The 14,450-nt window shown below is 62.3% G+C and carries 12 protein-coding genes and 1 tRNA gene; 12 read left to right on the top strand and 1 reads right to left on the bottom strand.

The window, feature by feature from the left end:
- Positions 1-81 precede the first annotated feature (81 nt).
- Positions 82-3,825 (top strand): EAL domain-containing protein, encoded by a 3,744-nt coding sequence (locus RGV59_RS02815; RefSeq protein WP_046381851.1) that lies wholly within the window; start codon positions 82-84, stop codon positions 3,823-3,825.
- A 15-nt stretch (positions 3,826-3,840) separates the two neighbouring features.
- Positions 3,841-3,917 (top strand) — tRNA-Ile (locus RGV59_RS02820).
- Between the two features lie 74 nt (positions 3,918-3,991).
- Here the strand turns inward: RGV59_RS02820 and RGV59_RS02825 are convergent.
- Positions 3,992-4,417 (bottom strand): VOC family protein, encoded by a 426-nt coding sequence (locus RGV59_RS02825; protein ID WP_046489119.1) that lies wholly within the window; start codon positions 4,415-4,417, stop codon positions 3,992-3,994.
- Between the two features lie 113 nt (positions 4,418-4,530).
- Between RGV59_RS02825 and RGV59_RS02830 the strand changes: the two genes are divergently transcribed.
- The 10 genes from RGV59_RS02830 (at position 4,531) to pqqE (ending at position 14,445) form a co-directional block, all read left to right on the top strand.
- The gene (locus RGV59_RS02830; protein ID WP_046489117.1) at positions 4,531-5,400 is read left to right on the top strand and encodes a LysR family transcriptional regulator; all 870 of its coding nucleotides are present in this window, start codon (positions 4,531-4,533) and stop codon (positions 5,398-5,400) included.
- 35 nt (positions 5,401-5,435) lie between these two features.
- Complete coding sequence (locus tag RGV59_RS02835; protein ID WP_017847827.1) at positions 5,436-5,882, top strand: Lrp/AsnC family transcriptional regulator; 447 nt, start codon at positions 5,436-5,438, stop codon at positions 5,880-5,882.
- Between the two features lie 165 nt (positions 5,883-6,047).
- The gene (locus RGV59_RS02840) at positions 6,048-7,730 is read left to right on the top strand and encodes a flavin monoamine oxidase family protein (RefSeq protein WP_046489182.1); all 1,683 of its coding nucleotides are present in this window, start codon (positions 6,048-6,050) and stop codon (positions 7,728-7,730) included.
- Between the two features lie 11 nt (positions 7,731-7,741).
- Positions 7,742-8,536: a carbon-nitrogen hydrolase family protein gene (locus RGV59_RS02845; RefSeq protein ID WP_017847829.1), complete on the top strand. Its 795-nt coding sequence runs from the start codon at positions 7,742-7,744 to the stop codon at positions 8,534-8,536.
- 48 nt (positions 8,537-8,584) lie between these two features.
- Entirely contained in the window at positions 8,585-10,975 is a 2,391-nt protein-coding gene (pqqF, locus tag RGV59_RS02850) for a pyrroloquinoline quinone biosynthesis protein PqqF (protein ID WP_046489115.1), read from the top strand.
- Between the two features lie 159 nt (positions 10,976-11,134).
- A complete protein-coding gene (gene pqqA, locus RGV59_RS02855; RefSeq protein ID WP_003194766.1) occupies positions 11,135-11,209 on the top strand; it encodes a pyrroloquinoline quinone precursor peptide PqqA in 75 nt (24 codons plus the stop codon).
- A gap of 71 nt (positions 11,210-11,280) precedes the next feature.
- Positions 11,281-12,192: a pyrroloquinoline quinone biosynthesis protein PqqB gene (pqqB, locus tag RGV59_RS02860; RefSeq protein ID WP_017847831.1), complete on the top strand. Its 912-nt coding sequence runs from the start codon at positions 11,281-11,283 to the stop codon at positions 12,190-12,192.
- A 105-nt stretch (positions 12,193-12,297) separates the two neighbouring features.
- A complete protein-coding gene (pqqC, locus tag RGV59_RS02865; RefSeq protein WP_017847832.1) occupies positions 12,298-13,050 on the top strand; it encodes a pyrroloquinoline-quinone synthase PqqC in 753 nt (250 codons plus the stop codon).
- Positions 13,047-13,322, top strand: a complete 276-nt coding sequence (gene pqqD / locus RGV59_RS02870) for a pyrroloquinoline quinone biosynthesis peptide chaperone PqqD (RefSeq protein WP_046489112.1) — start codon at positions 13,047-13,049, stop codon at positions 13,320-13,322. Before pqqC ends, pqqD begins: the two co-directional genes overlap by 4 nt.
- Complete coding sequence (gene pqqE, locus RGV59_RS02875; RefSeq protein ID WP_017847834.1) at positions 13,315-14,445, top strand: pyrroloquinoline quinone biosynthesis protein PqqE; 1,131 nt, start codon at positions 13,315-13,317, stop codon at positions 14,443-14,445. Before pqqD ends, pqqE begins: the two co-directional genes overlap by 8 nt.
- Positions 14,446-14,450: the final 5 nt, after the last annotated feature.

Genomic DNA, 14,450 nt, shown 5'->3' on the forward strand with positions numbered 1-14,450 from the left:
TATAGATTCACCGCTGCGCCCTCCCTCCCCCGCAATGCCCGTCTACACTCGAAACATTCCCCGTGCCATAACGAGACCGTTATGCCCAGATTGCCGACCGTGCTTTTGCTGTCGCTGCTGACCTGGACCGCAACGGCTGGCGCCTTGACTCTCACGGAGGATGAGCGTGGCTGGTTGGCGGACCATCAGGAGCTGCGCCTGGGGGTGGATGCCTCCTGGCCGCCCTTCGAATACCGCGACGAGAACGGACGCTACCAAGGCTTGGCGGCGGATTACGTGCGCCTGATCCAAGACCGCCTGGGCGTCAGGATCAAGCTGATCGAGCCGGTGAACTGGAGCGCCGTCCTCGAACAGGCCCGCAACAACCAGCTCGACCTGCTGCCGGGCATCATGTCCACCCCCGAGCGCCAGGCCTACATGGCGTTCACGCGGCCTTATCTGGACTTCCCCATCGTCATCCTCGCCCATGAAGGCGGTGCGCAACCGCACAACCTGAAGGACCTCTATGGGTTGAAGATTGCCGTGGTGGAAAACTACGCGCCCCATGAATTGCTGCGCACCCACCACCCCGACCTCAACCTGGTGGCCTTGCCGAATGTCAGCTCGACCCTGCAGGCGCTGGCCACCGATGAAGTGGACGCAGTAGTCGGCGACCTGGCTTCGAGCGTATGGAGCCTGCGCCAACTCAAGCTCGATGGCTTGTACGTCAGCGGTGAAACGCCCTACCGCTACCAACTGGCGATGGGCGTGCCTCGTGAAAACAAAATGCTGGTAGGGATTCTGGACAAGGTCCTCGCCGACCTCAGCCCGGACGAAACGCAAGCGATCCAGCGACACTGGGTCGGCAGCCTCACCGATCACCGCACGTTCTGGACGGATCTGCTGACGTATGGCCTGCCCACGGTACTGCTGCTGAGCAGCGTATTGGTCGTCGTGATTCGGATCAATCGTCGGCTCAGTTCGGAAATTTCCCGCCGCGTCGCCCTCGAGCAGGAATTGCGCAGCAGCGAATATCACTATCGCGGCCTGGTGGAGAGCTTGTCCGCCATCGCCTGGGAAGCCAGCATTAGCGATTTCACCTACAGTTACGTGTCGCCGCATGCCGAAGAACTGCTCGGTTACCCCCGCGCCCATTGGCTGATTCCAGGCTTCTGGCGCAGCATCATTCACCCCGCCGACCTGACGCGCACCGAAGCCTATTGCTACCGCGAAACCCGCGCCAACCGTGATCACAGCGTCGATTACCGGGTGATCACCGCCGACGGCCGTTGCCTGTGGGTACGCGACATTGTCAGCCTGATCGAACACGGCCATGAACCGGTACTCCGTGGCTTGATGATCGACATCAGTGACGCCAAGCGCACGGAAGAGGCGCTGCAATTGTCCGAGCAAAAATTTGCCTCGGTGTTCCAACAGTGCCCAGACATTCTGGTGATCGCACGAATGTCCGACGGCTGCCTGTTGGAGGTCAACAAAGCGTTTGAGGACCAGGTGGGCCTGAAGGCCGAAGACGTGATCGGTAAAACCGCTACTTCGCTGAATATCTGGGGTATCCCGGGCATCGGCCCGGACCTGCTGCAACGGCTGCAGACCACCAGCATCCGCAACCTGGAAATGCGCTTTCTGCGCAGCAACGGCCAAGCCTTTACCGGGCTGATTTCCGCCGAACCGTTCCAACTCGACACGACCGAAGCCCTGGTAATTGTGGTGCGAGACATCACCCAGCTCAAGGAAACCCAGCAACAGCTGCAAACCTCCGAAGAGAAATTCGCCAAGGCCTTCCATGCCTCGCCCGACGGTTTGCTTTTGAGCCGTCAGAGCGATGGCCAACTGATCGAGGTCAACGAAGGGTTCAGCCGCATTACCGGCATCGCCAGCGTGAGTTCCCTCGACCAGTCAACCCTGGACCTGGGCATCTGGGTCGACCTCAACGAACGCAAACACATGCTGGAGCTGCTGCAACGCGATGGGTTTGTCCGCGATTTCATCTGCCATATCCGCCGCAGCGACGGGCAGATCCGGCTGTGCGAGTTGTCCAGCCGCCCGCTGCCCATCGGCGATGACGACTGCATGCTGACCATCGCCCGGGACATTACCGAGCGCCAACAGATGCAGGAAAAACTGCAACAGGCCGCTACCGTCTTCGAAAGCACCGCCGAAGGCGTGTTGATCACCGACACCCGGCAAAACATCAGCGCCGTGAACCGCGCCTTCAGCGAGATCACCGGCTACAGCGAAGCCGAAGCCCTCGGCCACACCCCGCGCCTGCTCGCCTCCGGCCTGCATGACAGCGCATTCTATGCCGCGATGTGGCACCAGTTGACCACTCACGGGCATTGGCAGGGCGAGATCTCCAACCGTCGCAAGAATGGCGAGGTCTACCCCAGTTGGCTGACCATCAGCGCCGTGCGCAACCGCGACCAGGCGATCACGCACTTCGTCGCGGTGTTTGCCGACATCTCCAGCCTCAAACACGCCCAGGCCCGCCTCGACTACCAGGCCCATCACGACCCGCTGACCGGCCTGCCCAACCGCACCCTGTTTGAAAACCGGCTACAGGCCGCGCTCAACAATCAACAGGAGAGCGGCCACCAGGGCGCCGTGCTGTTCCTCGACCTGGATCGCTTCAAACACATCAACGACAGCCTCGGCCACCCGATCGGCGATCTGCTGCTCCAGAACATCGCCGTGCGCCTCAAGGAGCAACTGCGCGACATCGACACCGTCGCCCGCCTGGGCGGCGACGAATTCATCATCCTCCTGCCCGGCCTGCAGCAAGCCAGCGACGCCCAGCACCTGGCCAATAAACTGCTGGCCTGCTTCACCCCGCCGTTCCAGGCGGGTGAGCACGAGTTTTTTATCAGCGCCAGCATCGGCACCAGCCTGTACCCCCAGGACGGCATGGACGTCGCCACCCTGGTCAAAAACGCCGACGCCGCGATGTACCGCTCCAAGGCCAAGGGCCGCAACCGCGTCGAAGGCTACACCCGCGACCTGACCGCCCAGGCCAAAGAACGCGTGGCGCTGGAACATGAACTGCGCCGGGCCATCGAACGCGATGAGCTGAGCCTGTATTACCAACCCAAACGGAGCCTGGAGACCCAGGAACTGATCGGCGCCGAAGCGCTGATCCGCTGGCACCACCCGACCTTCGGCGACGTACCGCCCGAACACTTCATCGCCCTGGCCGAAGAGAACGGCATGATCCTGCAGATCGGCGATTGGGTCCTGGAGCAGGCCTGCCAACAAATGCACGCCTGGCAAACCGTCTTCGATCACTTCGGCCCGCTGTCAGTCAACCTCGCCGGCGCACAACTGCGCCAGCCCAACCTGCTGTCACGCATCGAACAGCTACTGCGCGATTACCGTCTCGAACCCGGCTGCCTGCAACTGGAGATCACCGAAAACTTCATCATGAGCCAGGCCGAAGAAGCGCTGGACGTGCTGCACCAACTCAAACGCCTGGGCGTACAACTGGCGATCGATGATTTCGGCACCGGCTATTCATCCCTCAGCTACCTCAAGCGCCTGCCCCTGGACTTCCTGAAAATCGACCAATCCTTCATCCGCGGCCTGCCCGACGACCCCCACGACGTGGCGATCGTGCGCGCCATCATTGCCCTGGGCCACAGCATGCAATTCACCATCATCGCCGAAGGCGTAGAGACCCCCGCCCAACAAACCTTCCTCGCCGCCGAGGGCTGCGAACAGATGCAAGGCTACATCGTCAGCCTGCCCCTGCCCCCGGAGCTTTTTGCCGCGACGTTTCTTCGTATGAGGGTTCAGGATTTTTCGGATAGCACAGCGGAGAAACCATCGCTATAATCCGCGACCTGTTAAGGGCCTATAGCTCAGTTGGTCAGAGCAGAGGACTCATAATCCTTTGGTCCACGGTTCAAGTCCGTGTGGGCCCACCAACTCCAAAGCCGCGCATTGCGCGGCTTTTGTGTGTCTGTCGCTGCCGTTTTAGCCAGCGCCCTCGCCCTCAGGCTCACGTCGCAAACAACTGCCCAATATCCCGGAACGCTTTGAACTCCAACGCGTTACCGCAGGGGTCAAACAAAAACAGTGTCGCCTGCTCCCCCACTTGGCCTTTGAAGCGAATGTGCGGTTCCAGCACGAACGCGGTCTGCCGTGCCTGCAAGCGCGCCGCCAGGGCATGCCAGTCGTCCCAGCTCAATACCACGCCGAAATGCGGCACGGGGACGTCGTGGCCGTCGACTGCGTTGGTGTGCGCCGCAGCCTGGGAGGCTGTTTTGGGGTGTTCATGAATCACCAGTTGATGGCCGAAGAAGTTGAAGTCGACCGAGTGGTCGCTGGAACGCCCCTCTTGCAGGCCGAACACGTCAGCGTAGAAATGCCGGGCAGCAGCCAGGTCGAATACCGGAATGGCCAAGTGAAAAGGTGCCAGTGTCATCAGGTCAAACCTCTGCGGATCGTGGAGAGGCTTGAGTTTAGCCTTGCTGCTGGCGATGAAAAGACGATAGTTTTTGCGCCGAGCTCAAATAATTTCGATGAGTTGAGGCGCCCATGCTGCGTGAATTGAAGACCTTTATCGCGGTAACGCGCCACGGTACGTTCGCCGCGACGGGCATGCATATCGGGCTGACGCAATCGGCGGTCAGTGCGCAGATTCGTCAACTGGAGCAGGCGCTCGGGGTGCCGTTGTTCGACCGCACCGGGCGCCAGGCTACGCTGAATGCCGCAGGCGTTCGCGCCTTGCCGCTGGCCAAGGAGATTCTGGAGACGTTCAACCGCATGGCAGTGCCGGTGGATGCCAATGAATACCGGGGCGAGCTGAAAGTCGGGGCGATCGGCACTGCGCAGACCGGGTTGTTGCCCCAGGCCCTGGTCCGGTTACGTCAGGCCGCGCCGACCGTGGAATGCAAGTTGGTGCCCGGCGTGTCCCTGGAATTACTGAGCCAGGTGGACGCCGGCGAGTTGGACTCGGCGATTATCATTCGACCGCCTTTTGACTTGCCTAAGGAGCTGCACGTACAGGTGCTGCGCAAGGAGCCTTTTGCGCTGATCGTGCCGCATGCACTGGCAGGCGATGACCCCTTGCAGTTGCTCGGCAGCCAGCCCCATGTGCGCTACGACCGGGCGTCGTTTGGCGGTCGATTGGTCAGCCGGTTTCTGCGCGAGCAGAAACTCGAGGTGCAGGTGGCGCTAGAGTTGGATGAGCTGGAAGCCATCGTCAAGATGGTCGAGTGTGGCCTGGGGGTGTCGCTGATTCCTCAGGCGGGGCTGTGGCTCGAACGCTCGCCCCAGGTACGAATTATCCCGCTAGGCCATCTGACCTTTTACCGGGAGATCATCCTGCTCAGTCGCTACAACCACCGCAACCTGCCCGTGCCGCAACTGTTTGCCCGCTGTCTGTTGGCTGACGCAAGCCTGTAACATATGCCCCCTATCCGTCCGCACCGGAGCTGCCCTTGCCTGTCCTCGATGAAATCGACCGCCAACTGATCGCCGCGTTGCAGATCAATGCCCGTGAAAGCGTCGCCATGCTGGCACGGCAACTCGGCATTGCGCGCACTACGGTGACGTCGCGCCTGGCTCGCCTGGAGAAAACCCAGGTGATTACCGGTTATGGCGTGCGCCTCGGCCAGCGTGTGGTGGATGGCGGGCTGCAGGCGTATGTCGGCATCACCGTGCAGGCGCGCTCGGGCAAGGACGTGCTGCGCAAGCTCAGCGCCATGGCCCAGGTTCAGCAACTGTGCGCGGTGAGCGGCGAGTTCGATTACGTGGCATGGCTGCGCACCGATTCGCCAGAACAGCTCGATCAATTGCTGGACCAGATCGGCAGCGTCGACGGCGTGGAAAAAACCACCACGTCGATCATCCTCAGCAACAAACTCGATCGCAGACAACCAATCTGACCGCCAATCTCGTCACTTTGACTGAAAACAATTCAATTCGACGACACTTTGCGTCTTATTAACGAACGCTACGCTCCCTAAACTGGCTGCCATCTTTTCCTATACTCAGCGGGCACGTCCCGCGAGCCGCTAGTAAGGTCAGCCATGAGCATTCCGTCCAGCAGCATCAGCAAGACCAATCGCCACCCCGCCGACGGTAAAAAACCGATCACCATCTTCGGCCCGGATTTCCCCTTTGCGTTTGATGACTGGATCGAACACCCCGCCGGCCTGGGCAGTATTCCGGCCGCCAACCACGGCGCCGAAGTGGCGATCGTCGGCGCCGGGATCGCCGGCCTGGTGGCCGCCTACGAACTGATGAAGCTGGGCCTCAAGCCCGTGGTGTACGAGGCCTCGAAGATGGGCGGCCGTTTGCGCTCCCAGGCGTTTGAAGGCGCCGAAGGGATCATCGCCGAGTTGGGCGGCATGCGTTTCCCGGTGTCGTCCACCGCGTTCTACCACTATGTCGACAAGCTCGGCCTGGACACCAAACCCTTCCCCAACCCGCTGACGCCGGCTTCCGGCAGCACGGTCATCGACCTGGAAGGCCAGACCCACTACGCACAAAAACTGTCCGACTTGCCTGCGCTGTTCCAGGAAGTGGCTGACGCGTGGGCCGACGCCCTGGAAGCCGGCTCGCAGTTCGGCGATATCCAGCAAGCCATCCGCGACCGCGATGTGCCGCGCCTCAAGGCGCTGTGGAACAAACTCGTGCCGCTGTGGGACGACCGCACCTTCTACGACTTCGTCGCCACCTCCAAGGCCTTTGCCAAGCTGTCCTTCCATCACCGCGAAGTGTTTGGCCAGGTCGGCTTCGGCACCGGTGGCTGGGATTCGGACTTCCCCAACTCCATGCTGGAAATCTTCCGCGTGGTGATGACCAACTGCGACGACCATCAACACCTGGTGGTCGGCGGCGTGGCGCAGGTGCCCATGGGTATCTGGCGCCATGTGCCGGAGCGCTGCGCCCACTGGCCGGCGGGCACCAGCCTGAGTTCGCTGCACAGCGGCGCGCCACGGGCCGGGGTCAAGCGCATTGCCCACGCGCCCAGCGGCCGTTTCGCCGTGACCGACAACTACGGCGATACCCGCGAATACGCCGCCGTGCTGACCACCTGCCAAAGCTGGCTGCTGACCACCCAGATCGAATGCGACGAAACCCTGTTCTCGCAAAAGATGTGGATGGCCCTGGACCGCACCCGCTACATGCAATCGTCGAAGACCTTCGTGATGGTCGACCGCCCGTTCTGGAAAGACAAAGACCCGCAAACCGGCCGCGACCTGATGAGCATGACCCTCACCGATCGCCTGACCCGTGGCACTTACCTGTTCGACAACGGCGACGACAAGCCGGGCGTGATCTGCCTGTCGTACTCGTGGATGAGCGATGCGCTGAAAATGCTCCCGCAGCCCATCGATAAACGCGTGAAGCTGGCCCTCGACGCACTGAACAAGATCTACCCGAAAGTCGACATCAAGGCGCGCATCATCGGCGACCCGATCACCGTGTCCTGGGAAGCCGACCCGCATTTCCTCGGGGCCTTCAAAGGTGCGTTGCCCGGTCACTATCGCTACAACCAGCGGATGTACGCGCACTTCATGCAGAAGGACATGCCCGCCGAGCAACGTGGGATTTTTATCGCCGGCGATGACGTATCCTGGACACCGGCCTGGGTCGAAGGCGCGGTGCAAACCTCATTGAACGCGGTGTGGGGCATCATGACCCACTTCGGCGGCCACACTCACCCAGAGAACCCGGGGCCGGGTGATGTGTTCGATGAAATCGGGCCAATTGCCCTGGCCGATTAAGGAGCCAAGCCATGCGTGTCGCCCTGTACCAATGCCCGCCGCTGCCGCTGGACGTGGCCGGCAACCTCGAGCGCCTGCATCAACTCGCGCATGAGGCATCCGGCGCCGACCTGCTGGTGCTGCCGGAGATGTTCCTCACCGGCTACAACATCGGTGCCGAAGCTGTCGGCGCATTGGCCGAGGCGCAGGATGGCGAGTCGGCGCGAACGATTGCCGAACTGGCGCGAAGTGCCGGGCTGGCAATCCTGTACGGCTACCCGGAGCGCGCCGCGAACGGGCAGATCTATAACGCCGTGCAGTTGATCGACGCCCACGGCCAGCGCCTGTGCAACTACCGCAAGACGCACCTGTTCGGCGACCTCGATCATTCGATGTTCAGTGCCGGCGGCGATGATTTTCCGCTGGTGGAACTCAACGGCTGGAAACTGGGCGTGCTGATCTGTTACGACCTGGAGTTCCCGGAAAACACGCGGCGCCTGGCCCTGGCCGGCGCCGATCTGATCGTGGTGCCCACCGCGAATATGGTGCCGTTCGACTTTGTCGCCGACGTCACCGTGCGGGCGCGGGCCTTCGAGAACCGGTGCTACGTGGCGTACGCCAATTACTGCGGGCACGAAGGCGAGATTCAGTATTGCGGGCAAAGCAGCATCGCCGCGCCGGATGGGCAGCGAATCGCCCAGGCCGGCCTGGATGAAGCCTTGATCGTTGGCACGCTGGAACACCAATCGATTCTCGATGCCCGCGCCGCCAATGACTACCTGCAAGACCGCCGCCCCGAACTGTACGGCACGCTGCACAAGCCCTGATCTGGAGGGTTTGCTAGCATAGGCACTTCCCTCGTATCGGAAGTGCCCATGCCTGCGCCGGCCCAGCCCCATCACCTTCACCTGACCCTGGCCAACGGCCTGCGGGTTTCCCTGCGCCATGCCCCGCGTTTAAAGCGTTGCGCCGCTGTTTTGCGGGTGGCGGCCGGCAGCCATGACGTGCCGTTGGCGTGGCCCGGCCTGGCGCACTTTCTGGAACATCTGTTGTTTCTTGGCACTGAGCGTTTTCCGAGCGATGAAGGGCTGATGACCTACGTGCAGCGCCACGGTGGCCAGGTCAATGCCAGCACCCGCGAGCGCACCACGGATTTCTTCGTTGAACTGCCGTTGTCGACCTTTGCCGATGGGCTCGAACGCCTGGCCGATCTGCTGACCCATCCGCGCCTGGCGCTGGACGATCAACTGCGCGAGCGCGAAGTGCTGCACGCGGAATTCATCGCCTGGTCCCAGGACGCCAACGCACAACAACAGGTCGCGCTGCTGGAGGGCCTGGCGGCCGATCATCCGCTGCGCGGCTTCCATGCGGGCAATCGCGACAGCCTGCCGGTGGAACGTCAGGCGTTTCAGCAAGCATTGCGGGATTTCCACCAGCACTTCTATCAGTCGGGGCAAATGACCTTGAGTCTGGCCGGCCCACAACCGCTGGCAGAACTGGAACGCCTGGCGCGGCGCTTCAGTGAGCAACTGCGCGCCGGCCCGCGACACCCGCAGGCGGCCCCGCCAGCACTGATGCCCGCTCATACACAGCATTTCCAACACAGCGCCGACGGCCATCTGCATCACGTCATCAGCGTCGACGCCCCCAGGGAAGCCCTGGATTTCCTCTGTTTCTGGCTCAACGCCTCGGCGCCCGGCGGGTTGCGCGCGGAACTGCAAGCGCGGCAATTGGCGAGCACCGTGCAGGCCTCCGTGCTCTACCATTTCGCCGGGCAAGCGCTGCTGGATCTCGACTTTACCCTCGGAACTCAAAGCGACGCGGCGACACAGATCGAAGCGTTGTTGTACGACTGGCTGAGCTTTTTCGCACACAGCGACTGGACATCTCTGCGCGAGGAATTCGCCCTGCTCAACGCACGCCAACAGCAGGTCCAAGGCGCCCTCGCGTTGGCGCGGCATGACAGCGAAGAACTCGAAGCGCTGGTGTCGGAGCAGCACGTTGCCGCCCTCAAGACCCTGCTCGACGCCCTGCCGCTGCAAGCCTGCCGACATGCGTGGCAACTGCCGCCCAACAACCCGTTCCTGCGCCCACCCGTGAAGGACGAACGCGCCGGCCTGATTCGCGGCCAGACCAGCGCCCACCGGGGCCTGCGCACCTTTGCCCAGGACCGTTCCCGAGGGCGGCGAGAGCTGTCGGCGTTGTCGTTCAGCCCGGCGTTGGCCGATGCCTATGAGGAAGGCGCGCTCTACCTGCGCTGGCGGCTGGATTGCGCGCTCCCATCGACGCTGGAAAACACCCTGGCACCGTTGCGCGAAAATGCCCGCCAGGCCGGCGTCGACTTATCCTTCGACGCGATCGGCAATGACTGGCTGGTGAAGATGGTCGGTCTTCACCAACCCATGCCAGCGATACTCGATGAACTCGCGCGCAGCCTGAACCTGCTTGAGGAGGATCGGCAACACGCCACTGCTGGTACACCGCCGATTGCCATCCGGCAATTGCTCAAGGCGCTGCCGGCGTGCTGTGTCGGCGTTCGACCAAACCCGCCTGCGCCCTCGCTGTCGTGGACCCACGCACGCTGGGAAGGCCTGGGCATTGGGCTGCCCGCCCACTGCGAAGCGGCGCTCAGATCCGCCGCCACCCGCTTGCCCGGGCAACCGGCCATTCTTGAATCCGAATGCCCCAGCCTCAACGGCCAGCGTCTATGGCATGAGGTCCACACCGATGCCCACGATGCGGCCTTGCTGTTGTTCTGCCCGACGCCGACGCGCTCCCTGGCAGATGAAGCCGCATGGCGCCTGCTGGCGCACCTGCTCCAAGGGCCGTTCTACCAACGCCTGCGGGTAGAGCTGCAAATCGGCTACGCGGTGTTCAGCGGTATCCGACAGATCAATGGGCAAACCGGCCTGCTGTTTGGCGTGCAGTCGCCCAGCGTTTCCCTTGAGGGCATCATGCAGCACCTGCGCACCTTCCTCGCGCAATTACCGGCATTGATCGACGCCAGCGACGACCTCGGCCACCCAGCGCTGGCGCAACAGTTCACGGCGCAGTCGCTGCCCCTCGCCCAGGCCGCCGAACTGTTGTGGCAGGCGCGCCTGGCCGGCCATCCAGCAGAGTATCTGGCGCTGCTTCAACACCAGATCCAAGCCCTGACGCACGCGGATCTGCAGCGCGCCGCCCAACAGGTGCAGGACGCCGCGGGCGGCTGGCGCTGCATCGCCAACGGCCCGCGCAGCGGCGGTGACTGGCAATCGGCAGACTGATCGTTGCCGCTGCCGCAATAGGCTTTTTCCACCAAGACAGCGCTAACTTGGAAAAAAATGCGTAATATTCATAGGCACACATCTGAACATCTCCGACTGGAGGTGGACTATATGTATTACTTGGTAGTAAACGTCCCATCCCTTCGTAGGAGTAAGAATATGACTTGGTCCAAACCTGCTTACACTGATCTGCGCATCGGTTTCGAAGTGACTATGTACTTCGCCAGCCGCTGATTGGCTGGGTAAGACAACGCCTCGGCTCGTCCGGGGCGTTTTTGTTTTCAGCTTTGTTTGATGGAGCGGCCATGTTTGTCCAGATTCTAGGTTCCGCCGCCGGCGGCGGCTTCCCGCAGTGGAACTGCAACTGCGCGAACTGCGCAGGCTTTCGTGATGGCAGCCTGCGAGCGCAGGCGCGTACCCAGTCATCCATCGCGATTTCCGACGATGGCGTGAACTGGGTGCTGTGCAATGCCTCGCCGGATATCCGCGCACAACTGCAGGGCTTCGCGCCGATGCAACCCGGCCGCGCCCTGCGCGACACCGGCATCAGCGCGATCATCCTGATGGACAGCCAGATCGACCACACCACTGGCCTGCTGAGCCTGCGCGAAGGCTGCCCGCACCAGGTGTGGTGTACCGACATGGTCCATGAAGACCTCAGCAGCGGTTTCCCGCTGTTCACCATGCTCACCCACTGGAATGGCGGCCTGGCCTGGAACCGCATCGAGCTGGACGCCAGCTTCACCATCCCGGCCTGCCCCAACCTGCGTTTCACCCCGCTGCCGCTGCGCAGTGCCGCGCCACCGTATTCGCCGCACCGCTTCGACCCGCACCCCGGCGACAATATCGGCCTGATCGTCGAAGACCTGCGCACCGGCGGCAAACTGTTCTACGCCCCAGGGCTGGGCAAGGTGGACGCGCCATTGCTGGAAATCATGGCCGGCAGCGACTGCCTGCTGGTGGACGGCACGATGTGGGACGATGATGAAATGCAGCGCCGTGGCGTCGGCACCCGCACTGGCCGCGAGATGGGCCACCTGGCGCAGAACGGCCCCGGCGGCATGCTCGAAGTGCTGGAACACCTGCCGAAGCAGCGCAAGGTACTTATCCACATCAACAACACCAACCCGATCCTCGATGAAGATTCTCCCGAGCGGGCCGAGCTGGTGCGGCGCAATGTCGAAGTGGCCTACGACGGCATGAGCATTGAACTGTAGGAGCGAGCTTGCTCGCGAAAAACGCAAAAACACCGCAGATATTCAGGGTGCACGCGTCACCGTTAACGACCTTCGCGAGCAAGCTCGCTCCCACAGGAGACCCATATGACTGATATACCGATGAGCACCGATGCATTTGAAAAAGCCCTGCGGGCCAAGGGCGCCTTCTACCATATCCATCACCCGTACCACGTGGCGATGTATGAAGGCCGCGCCACCCGCGAGCAGATCCAGGGCTGGGTCGCCAACCGCTTCTACTATCAAGTGAACATCCCGCTGAAGGACGCCGCGATCCTGGCCAACTGCCCGGACCGTGAAATCCGCCGCGAGTGGATTCAGCGCCTGCTCGACCACGACGGCGCCCCCGGCGAAGACGGCGGCATCGAAGCCTGGCTGCGCCTGGGCCAGGCCGTCGGCCTCGACCCGGACCAACTGCGCTCCCAGGAGCTGGTGTTGCCCGGCGTGCGCTTTGCGGTGGACGCCTACGTCAACTTCGCCCGCCGCGCCTGCTGGCAGGAAGCCGCCAGCAGCTCGCTGACCGAACTGTTCGCGCCGCAGATCCACCAATCGCGCCTCGACAGCTGGCCGCAGCATTACCCGTGGATCGACCCCACCGGCTATGAGTATTTCCGCACCCGCCTGGGCCAGGCCCGCCGCGATGTGGAACACGGCCTGGCGATCACCCTGCAGCACTACACCACCCGCGAAGGCCAGGAGCGCATGCTGGAAATTCTGCAGTTCAAACTGGACATCCTGTGGAGCATGCTCGATGCCATGAGCATGGCCTACGAATTGAAACGCCCGCCCTATCACAGCGTGACCACGCAGCGCGTCTGGCATAAAGGGATCGCCCTATGAGCTTTGATCGCAGCAAGAAACCGACCTGGCGCCAGGGTTATCGCTACCAGTACGAGCCCGCGCAAAAAGGCCATGTACTGCTCTACCCCGAGGGCATGATCAAGCTCAATGAAAGTGCCGCCTTGATCGGTGGACTGATCGACGGCGAGCGCGACGTCGCCACGATCATCGATGAGCTGGATAAACAATTTCCCGGTGTGCCTGAGCTGGGCAATGATGTAGAGCAATTCATGGAGGTCGCCCGTGCCGAGCACTGGATCACCCTTGCCTGAAAAACCAGCCATCGGCCTGCCCTTGTGGCTGCTCGCTGAGTTGACCTATCGCTGCCCGCTGCAGTGCCCGTATTGCTCCAACCCGCTGGATTTCGCCGAGCAGGGCAAGGAGCTGAGCACCGAGCAGTGGTTCAAGGTGTTTCGCGAAGCCCGTGAGATGGGCGCCGCGCAGTTGGGCTTTTCCGGCGGCGAACCGCTGGTGCGCCAGGATCTCGCCGAACTGATCGCCGAAGCGCGCAAGCTGGGCTTCTACACCAACCTGATCACCTCCGGCATCGGCCTGACCGAGCAGAAGATCAGCGACTTCAAGAAGGCCGGCCTGGACCATATCCAGATCAGCTTCCAGGCCAGCGACGAACAGGTGAACAACCTGCTGGCCGGCTCGAAAAAGGCCTTCGCGCAAAAGCTGGAAATGGCCCGCGCAGTGAAGGCCCACGGCTATCCGATGGTGCTGAACTTCGTCACCCATCGGCACAATATCGACAAGATCGACCGCATCATCGAGCTGTGCATTGCGCTGGAAGCGGATTTTGTCGAACTCGCCACCTGCCAGTTCTATGGCTGGGCGCAGCTCAATCGCGTGGGGTTGTTGCCGACACAGGAACAGTTGGTGCGCGCCGAACGCATCACCAACGAATACCGCGCCAAGCTCGAAGCCGAAGGGCACCCGTGCAAGCTGATTTTCGTCACCCCGGATTACTACGAAGAACGCCCGAAAGCCTGCATGAACGGCTGGGGCAGCATCTTTCTGACCGTAACCCCGGACGGTACCGCCCTGCCCTGCCACGGTGCCCGACAGATGCCGGTGCAGTTTCCCAACGTGCGCGACCACAGCATGCAGCACATCTGGTACGACTCTTTCGGCTTCAACCGCTTTCGCGGCTACGACTGGATGCCCGAGCCGTGCCGTTCATGCGATGAAAAGGAAAAGGACTTCGGCGGCTGCCGCTGCCAGGCGTTCATGCTGACCGGGGATGCGAGCAATGCCGACCCGGTGTGCAGCAAGTCCGAGCACCACGGCATCATCCTTCAAGCACGGGAAGAGGCCGAACACGCCACCCAGACCATCGAGCAACTGGCCTTTCGCAACGAGCGCAACTCACGACTCATCGCAAAAAGCTGAGAGCC

Origin of the sequence: Pseudomonas sp. FG1 (assembly GCF_034313875.1) — a bacterium.
GTDB classification, from domain to species: domain Bacteria; phylum Pseudomonadota; class Gammaproteobacteria; order Pseudomonadales; family Pseudomonadaceae; genus Aquipseudomonas; species Aquipseudomonas veronii.